This window comes from Actinoplanes sp. G11-F43 (genome assembly GCF_050589265.1).
GTDB lineage: Bacteria > Actinomycetota > Actinomycetes > Mycobacteriales > Micromonosporaceae > Actinoplanes.
The window spans coordinates 322,419-347,081 of sequence record NZ_JBNZCE010000017.1 but is presented as its reverse complement, the minus strand read 5'-3'; the positions used below and the strand labels follow the sequence as shown (position 1 = coordinate 347,081).

21 protein-coding genes are annotated in these 24,663 nt (G+C 71.2%); 9 read left to right on the top strand and 12 right to left on the bottom strand.

Going from position 1 to position 24,663, the window contains the following annotated elements:
* Positions 1 to 198 precede the first annotated feature (198 nt).
* Positions 199 to 723, top strand: a complete 525-nt coding sequence (locus ACQ0O7_RS20360) for a nucleotidyltransferase domain-containing protein (protein ID WP_430783714.1) — start codon at positions 199 to 201, stop codon at positions 721 to 723.
* Positions 724 to 798: 75 nt separating this feature from the next.
* On the opposite strand, the gene ACQ0O7_RS20355 is transcribed toward ACQ0O7_RS20360, so the two are convergent.
* Positions 799 to 1,902, bottom strand: a complete 1,104-nt coding sequence (locus tag ACQ0O7_RS20355; protein ID WP_430783713.1) for an MBL fold metallo-hydrolase — start codon at positions 1,900 to 1,902, stop codon at positions 799 to 801.
* Between the two features lie 148 nt (positions 1,903 to 2,050).
* Between ACQ0O7_RS20355 and ACQ0O7_RS20350 the strand changes: the two genes are divergently transcribed.
* Together ACQ0O7_RS20350 and ACQ0O7_RS20345 are read left to right on the top strand one after the other, a co-directional pair.
* Positions 2,051 to 2,569, top strand: a complete 519-nt coding sequence (locus ACQ0O7_RS20350; protein WP_430784008.1) for a hypothetical protein — start codon at positions 2,051 to 2,053, stop codon at positions 2,567 to 2,569.
* 11 nt (positions 2,570 to 2,580) lie between these two features.
* Positions 2,581 to 4,047, top strand: a complete 1,467-nt coding sequence (locus ACQ0O7_RS20345) for a deoxyguanosinetriphosphate triphosphohydrolase family protein (RefSeq protein ID WP_430783712.1) — start codon at positions 2,581 to 2,583, stop codon at positions 4,045 to 4,047.
* Here the strand turns inward: ACQ0O7_RS20345 and ACQ0O7_RS20340 are convergent.
* The 8 genes from ACQ0O7_RS20340 to ACQ0O7_RS20305 all read right to left on the bottom strand — a co-directional run bounded on the left by ACQ0O7_RS20340 (position 4,042) and on the right by ACQ0O7_RS20305 (position 13,487).
* A complete protein-coding gene (locus ACQ0O7_RS20340; RefSeq protein WP_430783711.1) occupies positions 4,042 to 5,889 on the bottom strand; it encodes a CHAT domain-containing protein in 1,848 nt (615 codons plus the stop codon). The genes ACQ0O7_RS20345 and ACQ0O7_RS20340 overlap by 6 nt on opposite strands.
* A gap of 5 nt (positions 5,890 to 5,894) precedes the next feature.
* Complete coding sequence (locus ACQ0O7_RS20335) at positions 5,895 to 6,770, bottom strand: adhesin (RefSeq protein WP_430783710.1); 876 nt, start codon at positions 6,768 to 6,770, stop codon at positions 5,895 to 5,897.
* An 11-nt stretch (positions 6,771 to 6,781) separates the two neighbouring features.
* A complete protein-coding gene (locus tag ACQ0O7_RS20330) occupies positions 6,782 to 7,960 on the bottom strand; it encodes a hypothetical protein (RefSeq protein WP_430783709.1) in 1,179 nt (392 codons plus the stop codon).
* Between the two features lie 191 nt (positions 7,961 to 8,151).
* Positions 8,152 to 8,871 carry an SDR family oxidoreductase gene (locus ACQ0O7_RS20325; RefSeq protein WP_430783708.1) on the bottom strand — a complete coding sequence of 240 codons (720 nt, stop codon included), beginning with the start codon at positions 8,869 to 8,871 and terminating at the stop codon, positions 8,152 to 8,154.
* Between the two features lie 157 nt (positions 8,872 to 9,028).
* Positions 9,029 to 10,627 carry a phospholipid carrier-dependent glycosyltransferase gene (locus ACQ0O7_RS20320; protein WP_430783707.1) on the bottom strand — a complete coding sequence of 533 codons (1,599 nt, stop codon included), beginning with the start codon at positions 10,625 to 10,627 and terminating at the stop codon, positions 9,029 to 9,031.
* 42 nt (positions 10,628 to 10,669) lie between these two features.
* Positions 10,670 to 11,263, bottom strand: coding sequence for a hypothetical protein (locus ACQ0O7_RS20315; RefSeq protein ID WP_430783706.1), 594 nt, complete (start codon positions 11,261 to 11,263; stop codon positions 10,670 to 10,672).
* A gap of 104 nt (positions 11,264 to 11,367) precedes the next feature.
* Positions 11,368 to 12,276, bottom strand: a complete 909-nt coding sequence (locus ACQ0O7_RS20310) for a CDP-alcohol phosphatidyltransferase family protein (protein WP_430783705.1) — start codon at positions 12,274 to 12,276, stop codon at positions 11,368 to 11,370.
* A gap of 185 nt (positions 12,277 to 12,461) precedes the next feature.
* The gene (locus tag ACQ0O7_RS20305; protein WP_430783704.1) at positions 12,462 to 13,487 is read right to left on the bottom strand and encodes a fatty acid desaturase family protein; all 1,026 of its coding nucleotides are present in this window, start codon (positions 13,485 to 13,487) and stop codon (positions 12,462 to 12,464) included.
* A 108-nt stretch (positions 13,488 to 13,595) separates the two neighbouring features.
* Between ACQ0O7_RS20305 and ACQ0O7_RS20300 the strand changes: the two genes are divergently transcribed.
* Positions 13,596 to 14,879: a sensor histidine kinase gene (locus ACQ0O7_RS20300; protein ID WP_430783703.1), complete on the top strand. Its 1,284-nt coding sequence runs from the start codon at positions 13,596 to 13,598 to the stop codon at positions 14,877 to 14,879.
* Positions 14,831 to 15,469, top strand: coding sequence for a LuxR C-terminal-related transcriptional regulator (locus tag ACQ0O7_RS20295; protein ID WP_430783702.1), 639 nt, complete (start codon positions 14,831 to 14,833; stop codon positions 15,467 to 15,469). Before ACQ0O7_RS20300 ends, ACQ0O7_RS20295 begins: the two co-directional genes overlap by 49 nt.
* Before the next feature lie 656 nt (positions 15,470 to 16,125).
* Here ACQ0O7_RS20295 and ACQ0O7_RS20290 read toward each other — a convergent pair.
* The 3 genes from ACQ0O7_RS20290 to ACQ0O7_RS20280 form a co-directional block, all read right to left on the bottom strand.
* On the bottom strand, positions 16,126 to 17,340 hold the full coding sequence (locus ACQ0O7_RS20290; protein WP_430783701.1) for a WD40/YVTN/BNR-like repeat-containing protein: 1,215 nt from the start codon (positions 17,338 to 17,340) through the stop codon (positions 16,126 to 16,128).
* A gap of 41 nt (positions 17,341 to 17,381) precedes the next feature.
* Positions 17,382 to 17,576: a hypothetical protein gene (locus tag ACQ0O7_RS20285; protein WP_430783700.1), complete on the bottom strand. Its 195-nt coding sequence runs from the start codon at positions 17,574 to 17,576 to the stop codon at positions 17,382 to 17,384.
* Between the two features lie 112 nt (positions 17,577 to 17,688).
* The gene (locus ACQ0O7_RS20280; protein WP_430783699.1) at positions 17,689 to 19,404 is read right to left on the bottom strand and encodes an alpha/beta hydrolase; all 1,716 of its coding nucleotides are present in this window, start codon (positions 19,402 to 19,404) and stop codon (positions 17,689 to 17,691) included.
* 193 nt (positions 19,405 to 19,597) lie between these two features.
* Here ACQ0O7_RS20280 and ACQ0O7_RS20275 point away from each other — a divergent pair, with 193 nt between their 5' ends.
* The 4 genes from ACQ0O7_RS20275 to ACQ0O7_RS20260 are packed head-to-tail and all read left to right on the top strand — an operon-like array spanning position 19,598 to position 24,660.
* The gene (locus tag ACQ0O7_RS20275; protein WP_430783698.1) at positions 19,598 to 21,382 is read left to right on the top strand and encodes a diguanylate cyclase domain-containing protein; all 1,785 of its coding nucleotides are present in this window, start codon (positions 19,598 to 19,600) and stop codon (positions 21,380 to 21,382) included.
* Between the two features lie 37 nt (positions 21,383 to 21,419).
* Positions 21,420 to 23,135 (top strand): acyl-CoA dehydrogenase, encoded by a 1,716-nt coding sequence (locus ACQ0O7_RS20270; RefSeq protein ID WP_430783697.1) that lies wholly within the window; start codon positions 21,420 to 21,422, stop codon positions 23,133 to 23,135.
* A 9-nt stretch (positions 23,136 to 23,144) separates the two neighbouring features.
* Positions 23,145 to 24,104: a non-homologous end-joining DNA ligase gene (ligD, locus tag ACQ0O7_RS20265; RefSeq protein ID WP_430783696.1), complete on the top strand. Its 960-nt coding sequence runs from the start codon at positions 23,145 to 23,147 to the stop codon at positions 24,102 to 24,104.
* Between the two features lie 37 nt (positions 24,105 to 24,141).
* On the top strand, positions 24,142 to 24,660 hold the full coding sequence (locus ACQ0O7_RS20260; RefSeq protein WP_430783695.1) for an RNA polymerase sigma factor: 519 nt from the start codon (positions 24,142 to 24,144) through the stop codon (positions 24,658 to 24,660).
* Positions 24,661 to 24,663 lie beyond the last annotated feature (3 nt).

Genomic DNA, 24,663 nt, shown 5'->3' with positions numbered 1-24,663 from the left:
CGCCGGAGGTTGCCACGGTGCGGTGGTTGCCGGTCTGTGTGGTCACTTGTGGTGCGGATCGCGCCGCTGTGCGGCACACGGGGTGGGGGCCGCACGTTTTCGGGGTGGCGGGGCCGAACGGTGGATGGTTACCGGCGGGCCGCTGCGATTACCTGACGCTCACACCGGGGCGGAACCGGTGGGGCGAACGGGGGTGGCATGACCGGGCGGTACGTGATGGCAGCCGGCGAGGTGGTCCGGCTGCTGGACGCGATCGACGCGTACCAGGTGGAGGTCAGCCTCAGCGGCGGCTGGGCGGTCGACGCGCTCCTCGGCGAGCAGACCAGGGAACACTCCGATCTGGACCTGTGGGCGCCGGCCGGGCACCTGGAGTGGCTGTTCCGGGCGCTGGCCGGATGCGGGGTCGACCGGGTGTTCCCATGGCCCGGCGACCGCCCGTGGAACTTCGTCCTGCACGACGGCGACCGGCTCCGCGTCGACCTGCACCTGTTCGAGCGGTTGCCGGACGGCCGGCTGCACTACGGTTCGGCGGTCGACGGGGTCACCGTCCCGGCCGAGGCGCTCGGCGGGTGCGGGGAGATCGCCGGCCGGACGGTCCGGTGCGAGGCGCCGGAGTGGGCGGTGCGCTGGCACACCGGCTATCCGCCCCGGGCCGCCGACCGGCACGACGTGCCGCTGCTCTGCTCCCGCTTCGAGATCCCGCTCCCACCCGAGTTCAGCTGACCGCCGGGAAGGCCGCCGACGGGAAGGCCGCCGGCGGGAAAGCCGACGGCCGGGACGCCCACGGTGACCGCGGGCTCAGCTGACCTGCTGCCACCAGCCGTCGACCGCGGGCGGGTTGTCCACGTCGATCCGCTCTCCCGGCCGGGGCACCGCCAGCTTCACCCCGCGGGCCTTGGCCTCCCGCCAGGTCCGGTCGGCCGGCTCGGCCCACTCGTGCAGGGCCAGGTTGAACGTCGCCCAGTGCACCGGCACCATCAGGCCGCCCCGCACGTCCTCGTGGGTGGCCACCCCGTCCTCGGGGGTCATGTGGATGTCCGGCCAGGCGTCCCCGTACGCCCCGACCTGCACCAGTGTCGCGTCGAACGGCCCGTGTTCGGCCCCGATCGCGGCGAAGCCGGGGAAGTAGCCGGTGTCGCCGGAGTAGAACACCTTCCGGGTCGGCCCGCTGATCACCCAGCTGGCCCAGAGTGTCTCGTCCCGGCTGAGCCCGCGCCCGGAGAAGTGCCGGGCGGGGGTGGCGGTGAGTTCGATCCCGGCGACGGTGGCCGACTCGTTCCAGTCCAGTTCGACGATCCGGCCGGCCGGCACGCCCCAGCTCTCCAGGTGCGCGCCCACCCCGAGCGGCACCAGGAAGCGGGCCGCCTGGAGGTCGACCAGGGTGCGGATGGTGGCCATGTCGAGGTGGTCGTAGTGGTCGTGGGAGATCACCACGGCGTCGATCGGGGGCAGTTCGCGCAGCGGCACCGGCGGCTCGTGCAGGCGCCGTGGCCCGGCCAGCCGGGACGGCGAGCAGCGGTCGCTCCAGACCGGGTCGAGCAGCACCCGGCGGCCCTCGATCTCGACGAGTGCCGAGGAGTGCCCGTACCAGGTGATGTGCAGTCCCCGCGCGTCGCCGCCGGGAGCCGGGGTGACCACCGGGATCGGCTGGTGCGGCCGCCGCGAGTCGCGGTCGGTGGCCGCGGCGAGCGCCAGGCGTGGCATCGAGCCGGCGACCACCTGGGAGGCGGGGACGGTGTTGTGGAATCTGCCCTCGGAGTACTGCGGCGACCGCTGGATCCGCTCCCGGCGGGCGCCACTCGCCCGGGCGCCGAGCTGGGCGGGCACATCGCGGGCGGCCCACACCGCCGCGGCGCCGAGAGCCAGGGCGATGACGGTACGGGTACGCGTTCGTTTGGCCATGGTCTCCAGTCTGGCCCGCGCAGGTTGCGCCTTGCCACCGGTCCCCTCAGCAAGTCCTCAGCAAGCCACGGTATGGCAGACTGCCGCGGTGACGCTCGACACCCTTCAGGCGCAGAACCATCTCATCGTGCGCCAGCGCATACGTCTCATGGTCAACCAGTACGAGGTCCACGCGGTCACGCCCGACGGGCAGGAGGCCGGCGTTCTCGCGTTCGCCCAGCAGAAGCGGCTGGCGTTCAAGGAGCAGGTGACCCTCTACACCGACGAGACCAAGCAGGTTCCGCTGCTCGGTTTCAAGGCGCGGCAGGTCATCGACCTCGGAGCCACCTACGATGTGACCGACGCGAACGGGCAGCCCATCGGCCTGTTCCGGAAGAACTTCGGGGCCTCCCTGCTGCGGTCCAGCTGGGTGGTGGAGCAGCCCGGGATCGGCGAGATCACCGGCATGGAGCGCAACCAGTGGGTGGCGATCCTGCGCCGCTTCGTCGACTCGCTGTCCTGGCTGCCGTACCACTTCGACTTCGCCATCCAGGGGCGGCCGGCGTTCTCGGTGGTGCGCAAGTGGGGTCTGCGGGACACCTACCAGGTCAGCATCCACGACCCGAATCTGGACCGCAGGCTGGTCGTGGCGATGGCCGTCGCACTGGACGCTCTGCAGAGTCGGTAGATTCCACGGGCATGGACGACCCCCGTGCCCAGCGACTCTTCGGCGACAGCCTGGTGGCCCCCGGTGATCTGGCGTCGAGCCCGTTCCGGGTGGACCGGGACCGGATCGTCAGCTCCTCGTTCCTGGCCCGTCTGGCCGGCGTCACACAGGTGATCAGTCCCGGCGGGGCCGGGCTGCTGGTGCACAACCGGCTCACCCACAGTCTCAAGGTGGCGCAGGTGGGCCGGGCCATCGCCGAGCGGTTGCGGGCCGCCGATCCGGAGTTGTCCGACAAGCTCGGCGGGTGCGACCCGGACGTGGTGGAGGCGGCGGCGCTGGCCCACGACCTCGGGCACCCGCCGTTCGGGCATCTCGGCGAGCGGATCCTGGACCGGCTGGCCCGCAACCGGCTGGGGCTGCGGGACGGGTTCGAGGGCAACGCCCAGTCGTACCGGATCGTCACCAGCACCGAGATCCGCGGCCAGGCCACCATCGGGCTGAACCTGACCAACGCGGTCCGCGCGGCGATCCTGAAGTACCCGTGGACCCGTCTCACCCACCCCGATCCGCACCCGCGGTTCATGGATCCGCCGCCGCGCGGTGCGGCCACGGTTCCCGACGATCCGGACGGCGGTTCGCTCAAGTTCGGCGCCTACTCGACCGAGATCGCCGACGTGCGGGCCGCCCGGGCGCCGTTCGCCGGCCGGGTCGCCGACTGGCAGCAGACCGTCGAGGCCTCGGTGATGGACACCGCCGACGACATCGCCTACGCCATCCACGACCTGGAGGACGTGCACCGGGTCGGTGTCCTGCAGCAGGGCGCGGTGGCCACCGAGCTGATGGCCTGGCAGCGCTGGGGCCCGGAGTCGGACGCCAACCGGGCCGGCGGCGCGATCGAGTCGCTGCGCCGCCAGCTGCACCGCAAGGACGGCTGGATCGCCGACGACTCGGCGTTCGCCGACGCGGTCGAGCTGGTCCGCGCCGAGCTGGTGGACGGCCTGCTGGCCCGCCCGTTCGACGGCTCGCTGGAGTCCGAGGCCCGGGTGGCCGCCTTCTCCGCGAACTGGACCCGCCGCCTGGTCGAGTCGGTCGAGATGATCGGCCAGCCGGCTGTGCGCAGCGGTCACGTCCAGCTGTCCCGGGCCCAGTGGCACGAGGTGCAGATCCTCAAGTTCGTCCAGAACCGGTTCGTCCTGGAGCGCCCCGACCTGGCCCTGCACCAGCGCGGTCAGGGCCGGCTGCTGGCCTCGCTGGTGGAGGCCCTGCTGTCCTGGCTGACCGACCCGGACGAGGCCCAGCGTCTCCCGCGCCGGCTCCGGGACCTGGTCGAGCTGGCCGAGAGCGAGCTGCCGCCGGGCACCCCGGAGCGGGTGCAGCGGGCCCGCGGCCGGGCGGTGATCGACTTCGTGGCGGGACTGACCGACAGCCAGGCGGTGGGCCTGATGGAGGCGCTGTCCGGCCGGTCCCGCCAGCTCTGGACCGACGCGCTGGTGTTATGACCCGACGTGTTTCTCACCCCGGCGCAGCAGGACCGCGTTGAAGGTCAGGCCCTTCAGCGCGACGGTGCCCAGGCCCTCCTCGAACGCCTCCGGCACCTCCCACCCGGCACCGAGCGCGTCGTAGAAGCCTCTGGTGAACTCGATCGCGGCCGGGTCGGCGAGCGGGCCGTCGGCGGCGATGGTGAACTCGGTGCCGATCGAGCTGATCGTGCCCACCGACAGCGAGTAGCAGGCGTTCAGCACCGCGACCCGGATCCCGCGCCGGGCGAAGAGACCGGCCAGCGCGGTGCTGGACGGCTGGAAGATCTGCCCGGCGTCGTCCTCGAAGACCAGCCCCCGCCGGGTGCCGTGCCCGGAGAAGTGCACGATGTCGAACGGCCGGCGCAGCAGGGCCCGGCGCAGGTCGTCGATGGTGGCCGCGTTCAGCGTCTCGATGTCGATCCGGTCCCGGTCGGCGGAGAGCGCCACCGACTGCCGCAGCGTCCGGTCCTCCTCACCGAGGCGTAACGGCTCGCTGCCGCGCGGGTTGGCGCAGGCGAGCAGGATGCCCAGCCGGGGCGCCGGCTCCCCGGTTTCGTGGCTTCGGTGGAACGAGCCGATCACCGTGCTGCGGTTGACGACGGTGGCCCCGTCGCCGATGTTGCTGAAGACGTCGCCGGTCACGGTCGGGGTGTCCATTCGTTCGACGTTGACCACCCCGGCGTGCACCGAGACGAACACCGGCCGTCCGGAGGTGCCGGGGCGGGGCGGCAGTCGCCAGGCGGACGCCGCCTCGGCCGCGTCCATGGTCTCGGCCAGCAGCCGCAGAGCGGGCGGGACCACCGGCAGCCCGTACAGGTACCGCAGATCCCAGCGGGTGTTGTCCAGCGTGGTGACGTTGCGCCAGGCGACGTCCAGCTCGGCTGGTTCGGGGGCGACCACCACGTGCGAGACCTCACGGTCGTCGCGGGGCGCGCAGATCGTCGCCGCCACCCGGCTGACCAGGGTGGGCGGCAGCGGCCCGGGCGCGGCCAGGGTGATCCGGGTGCGGAAGACGGCGGACTGGTAGTGCTGCCACGACTCGGCGAAGAGCCGGGCCGCGTACGCCGCGAACGGGTCGGCGGCCAGCTCGTGGCTGTGCATCCGCAGCGGGCTCCGCGCGCTCCGGCCGGGCACCGCCAGCCGGCCGTACCGGGTGGCCAGATCGGCGAGCATGCCGACGAACGGGGCGGGCGGCGCGAACGGCTCCAGCCCGACCGTCAGCATGAACGGCTCGGGCAGGTCGGCGACACTCTGCCAGAGCGGATCCCAGCTGGCCGCGCCCGCCGCCAGCCGGGGCACGGCCAGGTAGTAGGCCACCCCGGCGTCCGGGCGGGCCGGCTGCCCGGCCCGGATCTGCTTGCGCACCTCGACCAGGCCGGCCGGATGCACCCGGAACGGCTCCAGCAGCCCGCGGATCTCGTCCACCGCGTCGACCGGGGTGGCCCGCACGTGCGCCGGCAGGGCACCGAGCCGGTCCCGCAGCCGCAGTGCCGCCTCGACCGCGGCGTCCACGGCCGGCGCGAACACCCGGCCGAGCAGCACACAGCGCAGCCCCTCGCCGGGCCGGTGCAGGTAGCGCAGCTCCAGCCGGGCCCCGGCGGCCGGATCCCACAGGCCGGCCAGCCAGCCCGCGTCGGCCAGGGCCGCCTCGGCCCGGCGGTCCTCCCCGGTGCCGTCACCGGACTCCCGGCCCGGCACCGGCTCCACCAGCAGGGCCACCCACGCGTGGCAGCCGTGCGGGCCGGCCGAGGTCAGCACACCCCCGGCCGGCCCGTCGTCGTCCGGGGCCGCCAGCAGATCCCGGTCCGGTTTCGCGGTCATCCGCCTCAGCCCTGGTCAGGGGCGCCCGGTCGGCCACCCATCCGGGGCGGGCCGCCGGCCGGACCGGTCGCGACCGGCGGGGCACCGGCCGACACCGACTCGATCGGGACGTCGTAGCCGAACGTGGCCGCCAGCGGCACCTCGATGTTCTCGACGGCCGCGTCCACACCCTCACGCACCGCCGAGTGCACCGCCTCGCGCATCGCCCGGACCCGCTCGGTGCGCAGCATCTGGTTGACGATGCCGGTCCGGCCGAGCATCGAGCCGATCAGGTCCTTGAAGAACTGGACGATGAGCGCGATGCCGCGGCGTTCCCGCCACATCGTCCAGCCGACGTAGAGCGACGTGCCGAAGGCGAACACCGAGACGTACGCGATGTACGTGCGCTCCGTGACGATCAGCCGGTTGTTGACCGACTCGGCCAGCACGTCACTGCGGATCCGCCGGGCGGTCACCGCGACCGGGATCCGGCGCCGGGCCAGCGACTGGTAGATCGCGGCGTACGACGACTCGGCGGCCGCTGCCTTGCCCTCGATCAGGGTCTTCCACTCGGCGACCGGCTCCTGGATGTTCAGCAGGAGCAGCAGCACCAGGAACACGATGATCCCCAGCACCGTGCCGACCAGGCCCAGGCCGGTGGAGAGGGCCAGCCCGTCGAGGGTCTCGCTGCCGAGCAGAGTCAGCAGGGAGAGCAGGGTGAACACCAGCCAGACCAGCCCGCCGCCGAACGCCGCGTACAGCCACAGCCGGAACAGCACCATGAACGGCACCGACTCGTCGAGCGACAGTTCGGTCGCGGTGAACTTGAGCGTCTGCGTGCGGTAGGCGATGTCCTCCTCGGGCGGGCCCGATCGATCGCCCATCGGATATGAGTGGGTCACTGCGTCTCCTCCTAGTACCCGAGCGCGATGCGCATCGCGCCGTCGTCCCCGATTGCGGCGCTGCCGCTGATGTCGATCGGGACGGTGCCGGACTCGGACTTCTCGGCGCCGCCGAACTCGGTGTATGTGGTGGTGTAGGCGGCCGCCCCGGCCGTGGCGGTGCTGAACCGCACCGCGGATCGCCCGGACTCCGCCGGGGTCAGCTGAAGCTGTGGAGCGGTCGTGACGGTCCAGGTGGTGGTCTGGCTCCAGGCCAGCGACGGGGCCTGGAGCGGGCACCGGTACGAGGCGGTGAAGCCCTGCGGGTTGACACAGTTCGTGTCCAGGTAGCGCTCGACGGTCTCCTGGACGGCCGCCGCCGCGCCCGGGGCGATCTCCAGCGGGGCCAGGTCGATCTCGGCCGTGGTGCCCCGCTGGCCGGTCTCGTAGACGGCCGTCCGGCTGGCCCCCGCGAACAGGCTGTTGCCGGTGGTCGCGGCGGTGTAGCGGCCGGGCAGCACCGGGGTGCCGCGGGACGCGCCGACCGAGATCCCGTTCACCGTCAGGTCCATCCCCTCGGGCAGCCGCACCGCCAGGTACAGGAACGGGTCCTCCAGCCGGTACGGAGTCTCCTCGTCCCCGGTCTCGCTGACCGCGAAGTCCTGTTCGAGGGTCTGCTCGCCGATCCGGTACGAGGCGGTCACCACCGAGTACCGCCCGTCGCCGGTCAGATCCTGGGTGGACTTGACGGCCAGATCGGCCGGCCGGTCCGCCTCGGCCGCCAGGGCCGCCGGGATCAGCAGCGGCGCCCTCTCCGTGGCGAACGACATGTCGGCCAGCGCCAGCGCGGCGGCGGTGTCACCGGCTGCCAGATGCTCGAAGTACTGCTCGACGGTGCCGGCCGGGCTCGGTGGAGCCGGCCGCAGCACCAGGAAGGCGATCAGCGCCAACACCAGCACCGCGCCGCCCGCGCCGATCCGCTGCCAGGTGCGGCGGCTCAGGTTCAGGTTCAGCTCCGGGCCGGAGGTCACCCGGGCCGGCTCGAAGTGGTGGACCGACCCGTTGAGGATCGGCGCCCGCTGGACGGCCGGGGATCTCGCCGGCGCGCCGGTCAACGGCGAGCCGCAGTGCGGGCAGGGCCCGGCGGACCCGGGACTGATCTGCCCGCATCGCCGGCAGAGCGTCGGAGTGCCACTCGTCGGTACGTTCATCCGCCCACCGATCCTCCCGTCGGCGCCCTTCGTGGCCGACGTCCTCATCGATGTCTGACGGACGGGAATTCCCGGACCACCGGATCCGGCCCGGCAGCCGCCGGACGGTCCGCCGGAAACGCCCACCTCGCGGGGACGAGACGGGACGATCCGCTGCGGTCGTGGAGGTGCCGGGCGTACCGGAAAATGTTCTAGATCAGTAACCCGCCGGTGACCCGCAGGTTCTGGCCGGTGAGCCAGGCGCTGTCCGGGCCGGCCAGGAAGGCGACCACCGCGGCCACGTCCGGCGGCCTGCCGAGACGGCGCAGGGCGGTGAACGCGGCGGTCTGCTCCAGTGCCTCCGGGGTGTTCGTGTCGCGGAGCATGTCGGTGTCGGTCGCGCCGGGGGAGACCGTGTTGACGGTGATGCCGCGCGGGCCGAGCTCCCGGGCGGCGACCGCGGTGACCTGCTCCAGGGCGGCTTTCCCGGCGCAGTAGAGGGCCAGGCCGGGCGCCGGGAGGGCGGTGTTCAGGGTGGAGACGTTGATGATCCGGCCGCCGTCCGGGATCAGCGGGACGGCCGCCTGGAGCGCGAAGAGCGGGAACTTCGTGTTGATCGTCAGCACCCGGTCGAAATCGGCCGGGGTGAGGTCGGCGATCGGGCGGGTCAGGCTGATCGCGGCGTTGTTGACCAGGATGTCCAGGCCGCTGTCGCGGACCGGCTCGAAGATGGCCGGGAGGGTGGACAGATCGGCCTGGTCACAGCGGACCGCGGTGCCGCCGATCGCGGCGGCCAGCTCCTGCGCCCGGTCCCTCGACCGCCGGTAGGTGAGCACGACCCGGGCGCCGTCCGCGGCCAGGCGCTCGGCGACCGCCCGGCCGATGCCCCGGGAACCGCCGGTGATCAGGGCGGTCTTTCCAGTGAGTGTCATGCCGGGCGACGCTAGGTGGCCGGCACCGGATCCGTCTTGAAGGAATGTGCACGCAGCGCCGCTGGGGTCGACCCGGCCAGAGCACGCACCTCACGGGTCAGGTGCGGCCGGCCGGCGGTCCAGCAGGGCGAACCGGCCGGCCCCGAGTGGATCATGATCAGCGCCGGTAGATGCTGATGGAATGGCCGACCCGGTCGATCAGGGTGCCGCCCGCCATCATCTGCTTCAGGCGCGGGCTGGCCAGCGCCACCCGGCTGTCCGAGATCACCAGCAGGCCGCGGATCTCGGCGGGCGGCACCGAATACGGGTCCCGGAAGTCGATCCCGTAGTACTGGGGCACCCCGGAGCCCTTGTACACCAGCCACACCTGCTCGCCCGGATAGCGGGTCTTCAGGTGCTGTCCGAGCCGGGCCAGGTCCTGGCCCCAGTCCACGTTCGCGTCGTGCAGGTTCCGGCTGGTGTTCGCGGTGCCGCCGAACGCCTCGTTGGAGTAGGGCAGGTAGTACGGGAAGGTGCGCAGCGAACTGACCGCCACGAACAGTGTCAGCGCCGCCGTGACCATCCACGCCCGTCTGATTCTGATCAGTGCCACGGTGCCCGCCGCCACCGCCAGGAACATCGGCAGGATGATCACGTACCGGGTGCCGAAATTCCGCGCCCCGGTCATCGTGACCAGTAGCAACAGTGCCGACACCGGCAGCAGGTAGAGCGCGGCCACCCGCAGCTTCGGCACCACGAACAGGGTGACCACCCCGGCCAGCCAGAGCGCCAGCATCCCCAGCGGCGTCTTGATCAGGATCGCGGCCGGCATGTAGTACCACGGCGAACCCCGGTAGGCCTCACCCAGCAGGAACCCGTTGTACAGCCGATTCTCGAACTTGAACTGCACCAGCATGCCGTCCCGGTACGCCTGCGGGAACGGCAGCAGATCCACCGCCAGCGCCTTCAGCCCCGCCAACTCGGGCAGATCGGGCGGGGTCGTCCAGCGCAGTCGCGGATCCACCACCAGATAGGTGAACCAGACCACGGCGATCGCGATCAGCCCCGCCCCGAACGCCGCCCCGGCCGCCTCCAGCAGCCGCCGTCTCCGGTCCCCAGGTCGCGCCGTCCACGTCGACAGGGCCAGAAGCAGAATCAGCAGCGGTACGGCCGGGAGCACGCTCATCCGGGTCGCCAGCGCCGCGCCCAGCGCCACCCCGGCCAGCGGGACGTACAGTTTCGGTCTCTCCCGCGCCCGCCACGCCAGCCAGAACGCGGTCAGCAGCATCCCGGCGGCCGGCACGTCCAGCGTGGCCAGCGAACCATGCGCGATCACGTCCGGGGAGAAGCTGTACAGCGCCAGCGCGATCAGGCCCGCCCACGGCCCGGCCAGATCCCGGGCGAAGAACAACACCACCAGACCGAAGGCCAGCGTCAGTACGATCACCGGCAGCCGGGCCAGCAGCATCAACTCGAACGGGTTGTTACCGGTCTCGTAGAGCAGATGCCGTCCCAGCCGGGTCTGATTACCCGGGTACGCCGGATCCAGCTCGGCCCCGGCGAAAGCCGTCCCCACCGCGATGATCAGCTTGCCGAGCGGCGGATGCTCCGGGTTGTACCGCAGACTCTGCTGCTGCCGGTAGACCTCGGCGGTCGCCACATAGACCGGCTCGTCGATCGTCGGGGACTGCTGCATGGCCGTGGTCACCATGGCGAACGCCATCTGCCCCAGCATCGCCACGACAGCCAGGATGTAGAGCAATCGGCGTCGTGGCATCGGGCCAATCTAACCGCACCCCGGCCGGCCGCCCACCGGTGGTCAGCTCAGACACACCGTCCGGGTGGCGACGAGTCCCCGGCTCGCGTCGCCGGTCACCGACGGTATCTCCAGCGCCCACCCTCCGGTGAAGCACTCGTCCCCGGCGATGCTCATCCCGTCCAGCCGGGCCCGGCGGAACGCCCGCGCGCACGCGTCACCCGGAAGGACGAGCTGGGCCGCGTGCAGCAGACAGTCGTCATCGTCGCCGGCGTGCACCGCGAAGTGCACGTGCGGCCACCGTCCGGCGTCCATCCCCGGAAACGCGCTGCCGAACGTCACCCACCCGTCCGCCCCGGCGACCTGCCGGCTCCGGTTCCGGTGCCCGCCGCAGTGCCAGAGGCTGACCGCGCAGTCCGCCCGCGCCCGCCCGGAGTTGCCACTGACCACCCGGAGCTTGACGGTGAGCGGCACGCCCGACCCGCCCCGCCCCGCACCCCGCGTCTCACCCAGCACCTCGCCACGCGCCGGGCTGTGCGTGCCGCCGCGCGGCGACCCTGGTGGCTCGTTCCGCGTCGCGTCTCGCATGCCGTCCCGCGCCGCGTGCCGCGTTCCATCCCACGCCGCGTCGTCCCGGTACTCCGTGATGGCCGTCATGGTCGTCTGTTCGGCGCGGCCGCCGATCCGTGAACCCGTTTCCGGTGGCAGAACGGGAGCACCCCCGACGCCGTCCGGCGCCGGGGGTGCTCGACGAATCCGTCTCAGGCCGTGACCGTGGCCGTGGCCGGGGCGTTCTGCTGCGGCACGGCCGCGTTCTGCTCCGCCTCGTGCTCCTCGTAGGCGACCCGCGCGGCCTCCAGCTGGCCCGGGAACTTCTGGCAGGCCCGGAGCAGCTTGAAGATCAGGAACGACTCGAAGGCGAGCAGTGCCACACCGGCGGCGATGGTGACCGAGAACATCAGACCGGTGATCGGGCCGACGATGAAGACGAACATCTCGTACTCGATACCGCTGAACAGGTGCGTCCGGATCCGGTTGCGGCGCAGGGTCTCGCCGATCCGGTTCTTCATCGAGCCCTTGCGGGCGGGCGTCGACTCCGGCTCCGGCATCTCGCTGGACGGCTCGCCCATCTCGGCGGCGGCCTCGGCCTGCGCGGCCCGCAGCGGCTCCCGGTAGGCGTTGATCTGGTCCTTCATGCTGCGCCGGACCTTGGCCATCTGGGCGCTGTTCAGGTAGCGGAACAAGTCCAGGAAGACCGCGACGGCCATCAGCCAGAGCCAGGCGACGTCGTCGGTCCGCACGAACTGGCCGCCGAACAGCGCCAGCGCGATGAAGAAGACCCGAACCCGGTCGAGCACGAAGTCGAGCCACTGGCCGAACATCGTGCCCGTGCCGTTCAGCCGGGCGATCTTGCCGTCCATGCAGTCGACCACGAAGCTGATGTGGAAGAGGAGCCCACCAGCGACGAGGTACCAGGTCTCACCGACGGCGAAACAGGCGGCCGCACCGAACCCGAAGATCGACGCGATGAGGGTCAGAATATTGGGCGTGATCCATCGGTAGGGCGCTACCAGACGCACCAGGCGCGACGCCAGCGGGTCGACCAGAAGTACGGTCCACCACGCGTCGACCGGCTTGTAGGTCCGCTCCCGGATTTCCTGCAAGGTCACCTTCACGCGCGGCACTTTAAACCTTAATCCTCTGAAAACGCTACGTGGCCCGCCGGTGAAGGACAGGCACTACCAGGGGTAATGTCGATCACGGCGGCCAGTAGTCGAAATGGGGCGGGGATGTCACGACTCGGCATCGCTTACCTGTGTTTCCACTTTGCGCGCCCCGAGCCGGTCCGGCAACCTTACGCCCCACTCCCGGGTGTCGCCCGAGCCTCCCGGAGTTCGGCACCGACGTCGTGCAGGTAGTCCAGCGCCTGCCGGTACGACTCGACCAGACCGGTCATCTCGTACGGCACTCCGATCTCGGCACAGTAGTCCCGGACGATCGGCTGGGCCAGCCGCAGGTTCGGGGTCGGCATCGCCGGGAACAGGTGGTGCTCGATCTGGTAGTTGAGCCCGCCGAGCGCCGCGTCGATGAACCGCCCGCCCCGCACGTTACGGGATGTCAGAACCTGTTTGCGCAGGTAGTCCTCGGTGCCGTCGGGGTGCGGCATGCCCTTGTGGTTGGGCGCGAACGTCATCCCCAGATAGATCCCGAACAGCCCCTGATGGACCACGAAGAAGGCCAGCGCCTGCCACGGCGTCAGGACCAGCAGGAGTGCCGCCACATACCCGATGATGTGGATCGCCAACAGCGTGGACTCCAGGCCCCGCCGTTTGATCCCGCCCTTGAGCAGGGCCCGGATGCTGTCCCGGCGCAGCGACAGCCCGAGCAGGCTGAGCAGTGGGAAGAAGAACCACGCCTGATGCCGGACCAGGAACCCCCGGCCCACCGCCTGCTCCCGGGACCAGACCAGCCCGTCCGGGGAGACGTCCGGGTCCAGGTCGTCGTGATTGGGGTTGGCGTGGTGCTTGGTGTGCTTGTCCATCCAGTAGCCGTAGGACATGCCGATCGCCAGGTTGCCGAAGATCCGGCCGGCCCGGGCGCTCGGCTTGTTGGTGCGGAACACCTGCCGGTGCGCCAGGTCGTGCGCCACCAGGCCGATCTGGGCGAACACCACGGCCAGGAACACCGCCACGGCCAGGGTCCACCAGGAGGCGCCGACCAGGGCGAAGGCCGCCCACCCGCCGACCAGGGCGAGGCTGGTCAGGCCGATGCGGAAGGTGTAATACGCGGGTCGTCGCCGGAGTAACCCGGCCGCGTTGATCCGGCGGTTGAGTTCGGCGAAGTCACTTCCCGCGGTACGGCTCGCGGCTGTCGTCGTCATACGTACAGCCAACCTTGTGGCCGCCACTCGCGTCAGGTGTGCCAGCACCCTCGTGAAGGTGGGGCTGGCACTACCGACAATCCGGCGGCCGGCGGCCAGGATGAGGACATGGAATCGCGTGACTGGATCCGGGAGGGCATCCGCGCCGTGGGGAGCGGGGCGGTGGCCGTCCCCCTGGCCGTCCTCAACATCCCGCTCTTCTTGCTGTTCCTCGTCTCGTTGCTGCTCACCCCGGTGCTGGGCCTCGGCCTGGTGCTGATGCCCCTGGTGACGAAACTGGTCCGGGCCCGCGCCGACCTGGCCCGGCGGCTCGCCTCCGGCTGGGGTGCCCCGATCGCCCGGCCCTACCTGCCACGGCCGGAGCGGGCCGTGCTCGGCGGGCTCCGGCACTTCCGCTGGATCCTCCGCGACCCGGCCACCTGGCGTGACCTGGCGTGGCTGCTGCCCGGCGCGATCGGCGGCCTGGCCCTCGGCGTGCTGTCGCTGGCCCTCCCGCTCTACGGCGCCGAGGGCATCCTGCTCATCCCGCTCTGGGTCTCCCTCGGCGTGGAGTACGGCTACGGTGCGATCTGGCCGATCGATACCATCGGCGAGGGGTTCCTCTCCCTGCCGCAGGGCGTGGTGATCCTGGCCGTCGGGGTCGCCGCCGCGCCCTACCTGCGCCGGGCCGACGCCTGGTTCAGCCGGCTCTTCCTCGCCCCGACCAAGGCCGCCGAGCTGCGGCTGCGGGTCAGCCAGCTGACCACCACCCGGGCCGACACGGTCGACGCCCAGGCCGCCGAGCTGCGCCGCATCGAGCGCGACCTGCACGACGGCGCACAGGCCCGGCTGGTCTCCCTCGGCATGACCATCGGTCTGGCCGAGGCGATCGTCGACATCGACCCGGCCGGCGCCCGTGAGCTGATGGCCGAGGCGCGGGAGAGCAGTTCGGCGGCCCTGGTCGAGCTGCGTCACCTGGTCCGCGGCATCCACCCGCCGGTGCTCGCCGAGCGTGGCCTGGAGGGTGCGGTCCGCGCACTGGCCATGGCGCTGCCGATCCCGGTCACGGTGACCGCCGTGCTGCCCGGCCGGCTGGACACCCCGGTCGAGTCGGCGGCCTACTTCGCGGTCGCCGAAGTGCTGGCCAACGCGACCCGGCACAGCGGGGCGACGGCCATCACCGTCGACCTGTGGCACGACGGCGGCGCGCTGGTCATGGGGGTCGGCGACGACGGCCGGGGCGGGGCCGACCCGTCCGGCGGCACCGGGCTGCGAGGCATCGAGCGCCGTCTCGCCGCCTTTGATGGCACGATGAGCCTGTCCAGCCCACCGGGTGGACCGACCGTCGTGACCATGGAGCTGCCGTGCGCGTTGTCATCGCCGAGGACCTCGCCCTCCTCCGGGACGGTCTGATCCGGATCCTCGAGGCGTACGACTTCGGGGTGGCGGCGGCCGTCGACAACGGGCCCGCGCTGCTGCCGTCCCTGCTGGAGCACCGTCCGGACGTCGCGGTGGTCGACGTGCGGCTGCCGCCCACCTTCACCGACGAGGGCCTGCAGGCGGCGATCGCGGCCCGGCGGGCGATCCCCGGGATGCCGGTCCTGGTGCTGTCCCAGCATGTCGAGCCGCTCTACGCCCGCGAGCTGCTGACCGACCGGGCGGGCGGCGTCGGCTACCTGCTGAAGGACCGGGTGGCGAATGTGGCCCAGTTCGTCGACGCGGTCCGCCGGGTCGCCGGCGGCGGCACGGTGATGGACCCCGAGGTGGTCACCCAGCTCCTGGCCCGCCGCGAGCCCCCGCTGGCCGCACTGACCACCCGCGAGCGCGAGGTGCTGGGTCTGATGGCCGAGGGCCGCTCGAACGGCGCGATCGCCACCAAACTGTTCGTCGGCGAGAAGGCGGTGAGCAAACACATCAGCAGCATCTTCACCAAGCTGGGCCTGCCCCCGTCCGACGACGACCACCGCCGGGTCCTGGCAGTCCTGGCCTTCCTGAACGTCTGACCCCGCCCTGCCTCAGCCGCTCCCCAACGGATATCGGTGAATCACCACCGTTTTGATCCCGCGATCCGCGCTTCGATTCTTCTTCCGGGTGCCCGGGAGCTTTCCATAAATCCCCCGCGAGCGCCCTCCCGCGGCAAATGTTGATCGTTCTCCAGAAAGGGATTCCACCGCGGTTCTGTGCCGCACTTCGGCGAATTCCTCACTCGGGGCGGATCTTCGGCAGATATTTCGGGATATTGCCGCCGAAAGCCTCTTCTTCTCGGCTGCCGGCTCGCTCGCGGTCAATTCCCCGCGCGAGTGTCCACCTTCCAGCATCGCCCTGGCCGATCTTGGCGGATTTACCACCGGAAACGGTGGTAAATCCGCCAAGATCTCGGCTGGACGGGTCGCCCGCGCGAGGGATTGACCGCAAGTGATCAGGCAGCCGAGAACAAGACTCAAATCGGTGGTGAATCGGCCAAGATCGCAGATCATGGGATTGCCTGGGCGAGGGAGTGGCCGGAGGGCGGCGTAGAGCCTGGAAGAAGGATCGAGGCGGTGGCGAATGCTTCAAAATCCGCCACGGAAGGACACCTGCGCGGGAATCGTCGGTGAGCGGGCGGGCTGCCGAGAATAGGATTCGAAACGGTGGTAGCTCCTCACTAGACCTGCTCGGGTCATCGGTGGGAGGTGTGCAAGCGGGCGATCCGGCCGTTCGCGCCGGAAGCCCAGCAGGCTCCGGTGGGGGCGCAGGCGACCGCGTCGAAGCTGCCGGTGTCGAAGCGGTGCCAGGTGACGCCGTTGTTGTAGGAGACGTCGCTTCCGGTGGGGCCGACCGTCAAGGCGGTGCGTCCTCGCCAGGCCGCGCCGGAGCGGTATTCGCCGGGGACCGTTCGGGAGACCGTCCAGTTCCGGCCGCCGTCTCGGGTCACCGCTGAACCGTCCGGTGCCGTGGTCTCGGCGGCGTAGTCACCTCCGACCGCGATGCCGTGGCGCGGATCGCGGAAGGCCAGTGAGTAGATTCCGGCGCTCGGGCCGCTCGGGACGGGGGTGTCCGTGACCGTCCAGTTCCGGCCGCCGTCCCGGGAGGTGAACACCCGGGCGGTGGTGGCGCCGCCGGTGGCGAACCACGCGTGTCCGGCGGCTGACACCAGACATGTTCCGCTGGCGGCGAAGGCGAACTCGCCGGGCAGTGCGGGCGGCATGCCGTCGGTGGGGCGGAGTTTCCAGGTGTGGCCGCCGTCGCGGGTGGCGAGGATGCGGAAGCGCCCGTCGACCGGGTCGGAGAGGGCCAGGCCGTTCCGGCGGTCGAGGAAGGTGACACAGTCGTAGAAGGCGGCCGGGTCGTCGTTGCGGAACGTCTCGGTCCAGGTCGTGCCGCCGTCGGTGGTGGTGTAGATCCGGGAGTCGGTGCCGTTGCCGATGGTGAGAGCGACGGCGTGCCGCGGTCCGAACGCCTCGATGTCGCGGAACTGGAGGGCGGCGGCCTCGGGTGGGCCGACCGAAGCCCAGGTCCGCCCGCCGTCGGTGGTGCGCAGGATGGTTCCGGCGGATCCGGCGGCCCACGCCACGGTGGCGCTGACCGGTGCGAGGCCCCGGAAGCGAGCGGTGCTCCCGGTCTCGGTGAGCCGCCAGGAGAGCTCAGAACCGGAAGAAGCGGAATGTCCGGAATCTGCGAGGCTGGAGGACGCGAGGCCGGAAGGAGCGGAGCCGGTCGGCGCAAGATCGGCAGGCGTGGACCGGGGCGGCGCGGGGTCGGAAGGTAGGGAGCCGGGAGACGCGGAGCCGAAAGATGTGACGGCGACCGGTGTGGCGCCGTCGAGCTGCCGGGATGTGCCGGGGTCGGAGGTGAAGCCGGCTCCGGCGAGCATGACCATGGCGATGACTGTCATGGATAGTCTTCGATGAGAATTCATGCGGGCAAACTACCGGTTCAAGCGGCCGATCTCGATGGGCTGGGTGACGGATGGGCCGGTGGGGCCGGTTTGCCGTCGTCGCTCAGCAGGCGTCCGGCCAGGATTCCGCCGCCCAGGATCAGCACCGCGGCGATCATCCCGGCCACGCCTTGAGCGATCGGCCGCGGCCGGCGGCCGGGCACCCGCTGGAACCCGCTCAGCGGCTCATCCATCAACGCCTCCATCCGGCCGCGGACACTCTCCCCCTGATTCTCAACGGACGGACGGCGCGGACGGATGTCACCCGGACCGGGTGGGGCGAGGATTCGGGCTCGCGGGCGGCCGTCAGCCGTCGAGCCGGGCCCGCAACCGCAGACTGTCGTCGGTGGTCCATCCCGGTGGTGGCGCGATGGCCGCCCACCCGTCGACCGTCTCGGACTTGTAGACGTGCCCGTGACCGGTCGGCACCTTGTTGGAGAAGACCAGGTCGCAGGTGATCTGCCAGAAGGTGACGCCCGGGTACCAGTGCATGTCGGGGGTGACGTCGGCGGCCCGTTTCCCGGTCAGCCATGTCGGTTTCTTCCAGAGCAGGTCCCAGCTCCACCACACCACCGGATCGGTGGCGTTCTGCAGGTAGACCACTGTGGGCCGGGGGCCGGTCAGGTCGCGGAGTTCGGCGGCGTCGTCGGCGAACTCGATCGGCAGGCCGGGGTAGGAGGGGTCCCAGATGGGGCTGCCGGGTGCGCGCCCCTCGGTGAGTGCCCGGTGTGCCGGGTTGGCGAAGGTGGGCCCGAGCAGCAGGGCGCCGTCGGCTCCGTCGACCAGGGCCTCCGGCGTACCGAAGGTCATCTCCATGCCGTAGGTCCCGAGGCTCTCGCCGAACAGCAGCAGTCGTGGCCGGGTGTCGGCGGGCATGGCCGCCCAGCGGGCCCGGACCGCGCCGATCAGGGCGTCGGCCGCGTCGACCACTTCGGAGCGGTCGCCCATGAAGGCGAAGAAGCTGGGAAGGTACGAGTACTGCATGGAGACGAGGGCGGTGTCGCCGGCGTACATGTATTCCAGTGACTGGGTGACCTTGTTGTCCACCCACCCGGTGCCGGTGGGGGTGAAGACGGCGACCACGGAGCGGCTGAACGCCCCGGTCCGGTCCATCTCGCGGACCACGAGCCGGGCCCGGTCCTCGACGGTGAGTGCCGAGGTGAGCCCGGCGTACAACCGGATGGGTTCGGTGGCGGGCCGGCCGGCGAACTCGCTGAGCTCGGTGGTGGTGGGTGCGCTGACCACGAAGGACCGGCCCTGGCGGCCGAGGGAGTCCCAGTCGACGAGGGAGCCGGGCCCGCCGGAGCGCAGCGCCGAGGAGGGGACGGTCACCCCGTTGCCGGTGCCGTTGTTGACGACGGCCGCGGACCGGTCGGCCATCGCGAACAGATTGGCCATCAGCAGGCCGTCGAAGGCGGTGTAGCTGAGCACGGCCACCACCAGGGTGCCGGCGCAGTAGGCGGCGGGCACCGGGACGACCCGGCGGAACAGGCACGCGCACCCGTGGGTGGCCAGGCGCAGCAGCCGGGCGAGGGCCACCAGCAGCACGAAGGTGAGCAGGCTGGCTCCGACGGTGCGGGCGATGTCGTACTCCGGGACGGGTTCCATGCCGAGACGGATCCGCAGGTCGCGCTGCCACCGGGTGCCGAGCCAGAGGAAGACGGCGACCAGCACCGGGATGGCGGCGAGCAGCAGGATCCAGGCGATCCGGGCGGTGCCGGCCCGCATCGGGCCGAGGAACCGGCGGGCCAGGGCACCGAGGGCGGCGCCGAGCCCGTAGCCCATGGCGGCGGTGACGCCGGCCACCATGCCCTGCAGGAACCAGACGCGGGGCAGCAGGGAGGGGGTGAAGGCGAGGCAGTAGAAGAGGGCGGCGAATCCGGCCCCGGTGAGGCTGGGGAGGGCGAGAAGGCGGCGGCGGACGGGCGGGTCGGCGGGGACTGGAATGTCTTCGAGTGGGCGACGCGGCGAGGGGATCCGTGTCAGCCACCCGGGCGGCGGCGCCAACTCCTGCATGCGCATCCGGTGCTCCGTTCGTCGGGCCGGGACCGTACGCGGGGTGACCGAGTCGCCCCGCTACGTTGCCTCTCCATCATCGGGGTTCGATGCTGTTCGACGCCGCCCCATTTACCTCCGGGTTCTCCCTGGTTTTGTTGCCCGGGTCGGGTTCAGTCGGCTCCTCCGCTGCCGATGACATCCGGCGAGGAGGAACGCGATGCGGTTTCGCAGCTGGATCGCGGTGCTGGTCAGCGTGCTGTTGCTGGCGGGCGCCGGGGTGGTCGGCATTCTGGTGAACCAGTCGACGGTCAGGGCGGTCGAGGCGGTGCACGAGAACGACACCACCGCTCTCGGCACCAACAACGGCACCCTCACCGGCCAGCTGCAGCGGAACTCCACGCTGGAGCTGTCGCGGCTGCTGGGCCAGAGCGCGTTGCGGCTGGGTGCGGGTGACGCCAAGGACACGATCACCCTGACCGTGGCGGCGGCGAAGAGCACCACCTTCCAGTACGGGATGATCACCGCCGATCTGGAGCGCCGGTTCCTGACCTCGAACCGGGTCACCGGGCTGCCGGCCGCCGACGATCCGGGCTGGGCCTCGATGTGGGATTCGCTGCGGGCGAACGCCTTCGGGTTCTCCGGGGTGATGGCGGCGGGGGACACCTTCGTGGCCGCGGTGGCGATCCCGGTGACCGTGAGCGGCGGGGTGGTCGGTTACCTGATCGGGCTGAACCAGGTGGCCAACACGCCCCTCCACGGGTACATCCGGGAGCTGCGCAGCAGCGCCCACCTGACGATGATCGTGGACACCGCGGGCCGGGTCGGCGCGACGAGTGTCGACGCCCGGGTCGGTACCTATGTCAATCCGGCGATCCGGGCGGAGCTGGGTCATTCCGGGAGCCGCTTCGTCAAGTACGAGGAGAGCGGTGTGGAGATGATCGCGGTCATCGTCGCTGTCTCCCCGAGCGGCTGGTCCTACGTGCGGACACAGACGCAGGCCTCGTTCGACGGCGCCGTGTACAGCCGAAGCCGTACCCTCACGGTCACTCTGCTAGCCATGCTGGTGATCGGTGTGGTCGGAATCACAGCCCTGGGATACCGGACGCAGATCCAGCGCCGCCGTGCCGACGAGCGCACCCAGGCCCTCTTCCAGCACGCGCCGGATCTGGTGTCGATCCTGGACGGCGCGGGCCGGATCGTCTTCAGCAGCCCGAGCACCACCGGCATCCTCGGCTTCAAGGCCGGCTCGCTGGCCGGGCACAGCGTCTTCGAGGTGGTGCACCCGGAGGACCAGCCGCAGATGCGGGAGCGGCTGACCGCCCTGCTCGCCGAGACCGACGGGGTGGTGCGCCTGCAGTGCCGGGTGCGGACGGCCGACGACACGTACCGCTGGTTCGATTTCACCGCCTCCAACCAGATGCACAATCCGGCGCTGAACGGTGTGGTGATCAACGCCCGGGACGTCTCGGAGAACCGCGCCTTCCAGGAGCGGCTGGAGCACGAGGCCCAGCACGACCCGCTGACCGGCCTGCCCAACCGGCGCCGGATGCAGGACCGGCTCAACTCGTCGTTGCGGGCCGGTGCGGTGGCGGTGCTCTTCGTGGATCTGGACGGTTTCAAGCCGGTCAACGACAAGCACGGGCACGAGGTCGGCGACGAGTTGTTGCGCCAGGTCGCGGACCGGCTGAGCGCCTGCGTACGCGCCGAGGACGTGCTGTCCCGGGTCGGTGGTGACGAGTTCGTGGTGTTGATGCCGGGGGTGTTCGGCCCGGATGACGCGGCGGCCATGCGGGACCGGATCCGGTACGTGCTGGATCTGCCGTTCCGGATCGACGACCATGAGATCGTGATCGGTGCCAGCGTGGGTGTGCACCTGGCGCCGGCGGCCACCGATCCGGACGAGGCCCTGCGTTTCGCCGACCATGCCATGTACGAGATCAAGCACGCCGGCCGGCGGCCCGCCGGTGCGGTTCGGATAGGCAGGCACCGCGCGGCGGACTAAAGTTGGTGCACACCAGGTGCATAAACTAGGAACGGCGGTGGCTGCGGTGTCCAAGGTCTTCTCCCGGCGTGACCTCGACTTCCTGCTCTACGAGTGGCTCGACGTCGAGGCGCTGACCGCCCGGGAGCGCTTCGCCGAGCACTCCCGGGAGACGTTCGACGCCTTCCTCGACGTCTCCCAGCAGATCGCCGAGCGCGACTTCGCCCCGCACAACCGGGCCGGTGACCTGACCGAGCCGGTCTTCGACGGCGAGCGGGTCACGATCATCCCGGAGGTGAGCCGGGCGTTGCGGGTGTTCGCCGAGTCCGGCCTGATCGCGGCCGGGATGGACGCCGGGCACGGCGGCCTGCAGCTGCCGCACGTGCTCCAGCGGGCCTGTTTCCTCTGGTTCCAGGCCGCCAACACGGCCACCTCGGCGTACGCCATGCTCACCTCGGCCAACGCCCACCTGCTGCTGACGCACGGCACCGAGGAGCAGATCCGCACCTACGTGGAGCCGATGCTGGCGGGCCGGTTCACCGGCACCATGTGCCTGTCCGAGCCGCAGGCCGGGTCGTCCCTGAGCGATGTGACCACCCGCGCGGTGAAAGGCGCGGCGGACGGAACCTACCGCCTGACCGGCGGCAAGATGTGGATCTCCGGCGGCGACCACGAGCTGAGCGAGAACATCGTCCACCTGGTGCTCGCCCGGGTCGCCGGGGCGCCGCCCGGGGTGAAGGGCCTCTCGCTGTTCATCGTCCCGAAGAAGGACGTGGCCACCGGCGAGCGCAACGGCGTGGTGCTGGCCGGTCTCAACCACAAGATGGGCTACCGGGGTACGACCAACGCGGTGCTCGCCTTCGAGGACGCCCGCGGCGAACTGGTCGGTGAGGAGGGCCGCGGCCTCCAATACATGTTCCACATGATGAACGAGGCCCGGATCGGGGTCGGCGCCGGCGCGGTGGCCCTCGGCTACACCGGCTACCTGCACGCGCTGGACTACGCCCGGGAGCGCCTGCAGGGCCGCCCGGTGGACGCCCGGGACCCGTCGGCGCCCCCGGTGCCGATCGTCCGGCATCCCGACGTGCGCCGCATGCTGCTGGCCTCCAAGTCGTACGTGGAAGGCGGTCTGGCTCTGGTCCTCTGGGCAGCGAAGCTGCTGGACGAGCCGAGCGAGGAGAACGCGCTGCTGCTGGACGTCCTCACCCCGATCGTGAAGGCCTGGCCGTCGCAGTGGTGCCGGCTGGCCGACGATCACGCGATCCAGATCCATGGCGGGTACGGCTACACCCGCGAGTACCCGGTCGAGCAGTTCTACCGGGACAACCGCCTGAATTCGATCCACGAGGGCACCGACGGCATCCAGGCCCTGGATCTGCTCGGCCGCAAGGTCACCCAGCACGGCGGCGCCGGCCTGACCCTCCTGCTGGACCGAATCCGATCAGCCGCGGCCGAGTCGCCGGAGCTGGGTGGCGAGGTGCTGAAGGCCGCCGACCGGCTGGCCGCGACCACCGCCGGGCTGTGGCAGGACCCGGCGGGCGCCCTGGTCAACGCCACCGCTTACCTGGACGCCACCGGCCATCTGGTGATCGCCTGGATGTGGCTGGAACAGGAGCGGGCGGCGCGCGGTAAGGAGGGCGCCTTCTACGAGGGAAAGCGCCTGGCCGCGCGGTATTTCGTCACGCACGAGCTGCCCCGGATCGGCCCGCTGCTGGATCTGCTCGACTCGGGTGACACGCTGCTTCGGGACATGGACGACGCCTGGCTGGGATAGCGTCGGGGGATGGCCGGTAACGCCACGATCATCGAGGTCGGTGACTACGACGTCCGGGTCTCCAACCCGGATCGGATCTATTTCCCGGAGCTCGGCGCCACCAAGCTCGACCTGGTCGAGTATTACCTGGCGGTGAGCGACGGGATCGTCCGCGCGCTGCGGGAGCGCCCGTGCATGCTGCACCGCTTCCCGTCGGGGCTGTCGGGGGAGAAGGTGCACCAGAAGCGGGTGCCGAACGGTGCTCCGCCCTGGCTGGAGACGGTCCGGGTGAAGTTCCCGCGCTATCACCGGCACGCCGACGAGCTGTGCGTGACCAAACCGGCCGACGTGATCTGGGCGGTGCAGATGTCCACCGTGGAGTTCCATCCGTGGAACTCGCGGCGGGCCGACACCGAGCGCCCGGACGAGTGGCGCATCGACCTGGATCCGATGCCGGACTGCCCGTTCGGCACGGTCCGGCGGGTCGCCCCGGTGGTCCGCGAGGTGCTGGCCGAGCTGGGGATGACCGGATACCCCAAGACCAGCGGGGGTACGGGTCTGCACGTCTACGTCCGGATCGAGCCGCGCTGGGGCTTCGCCGACGTACGCCGGGCCGCGCTCGCCTTCGCCCGTGAGGTGGAACGCCGCGCCTCCGGTGACGTGACGACCACCTGGTGGCGCCGCGACCGGGATCCGCGGGCGCTGTTCGTCGACTACAACCAGAACGCCCGGGACCACACCATCGCCAGCGCCTACTCGGTCCGGGGCGTCCCGTCGGCGACCGTCTCCACCCCGGTCACCTGGGACGAGATCCCGGATCTGGACCCCAGGGACTTCACCATCCGTACGGTCCCGGCCCGCTTCGCCGCCCTCGGCGACCTGCACGGCTCCATCGACGATCATCAGCACTCACTGGACACCCTGCTGGAGTGGGCGGACCGGGACGAGAAGGCCGGCCTGGAGACACCCGCCGAGAATTCGGGGGAGTGACCGGGAACCGATCGACGCCGTCCCGCGTGTATCGGTCATGGCGGTTCCGACATTGATCATCGAGCGGGGTACGTCGTCCCCCGCCCCGGATTCGGACGGGTTCGAGGTCTTCTACCGGGCGAACGTGGACCGGCTCCATCGTGCCCTCGCGGTCACCCTGCGCCGGGAGGATCTGGCCGGCGAGGCGGTGGCCGAGGCGATGGCCCGCGCCTACGCGCGCTGGCCCACGGTGAGCCGGCTGGACAACCCGGCCGGCTGGGTCTTCCGGGTCGCCCTCAACTGGGCCACCTCGTGGTGGCGCAAGGTGCGCCGGGAACGACCTCCGGTGACCGAGGCCGATCAGCCGCAGCACCGGCCCCCGGACCGCGCGCTCGCCGCCCGGGACGCCTTGGACCGATTGCCGGACCCGCAGCGGGCGGTGATCACCTGCCGGGTGCTGCTCGACCTCTCCACCGCGGAGACGGCCGAGATCCTGCGGCTCAGCGAAGGCACCGTGAAGAGCCGTCTCGCCCGTGGGCTGGCCGCCCTCCGGCACGAGCTGAACAGCGAGGACTGAACT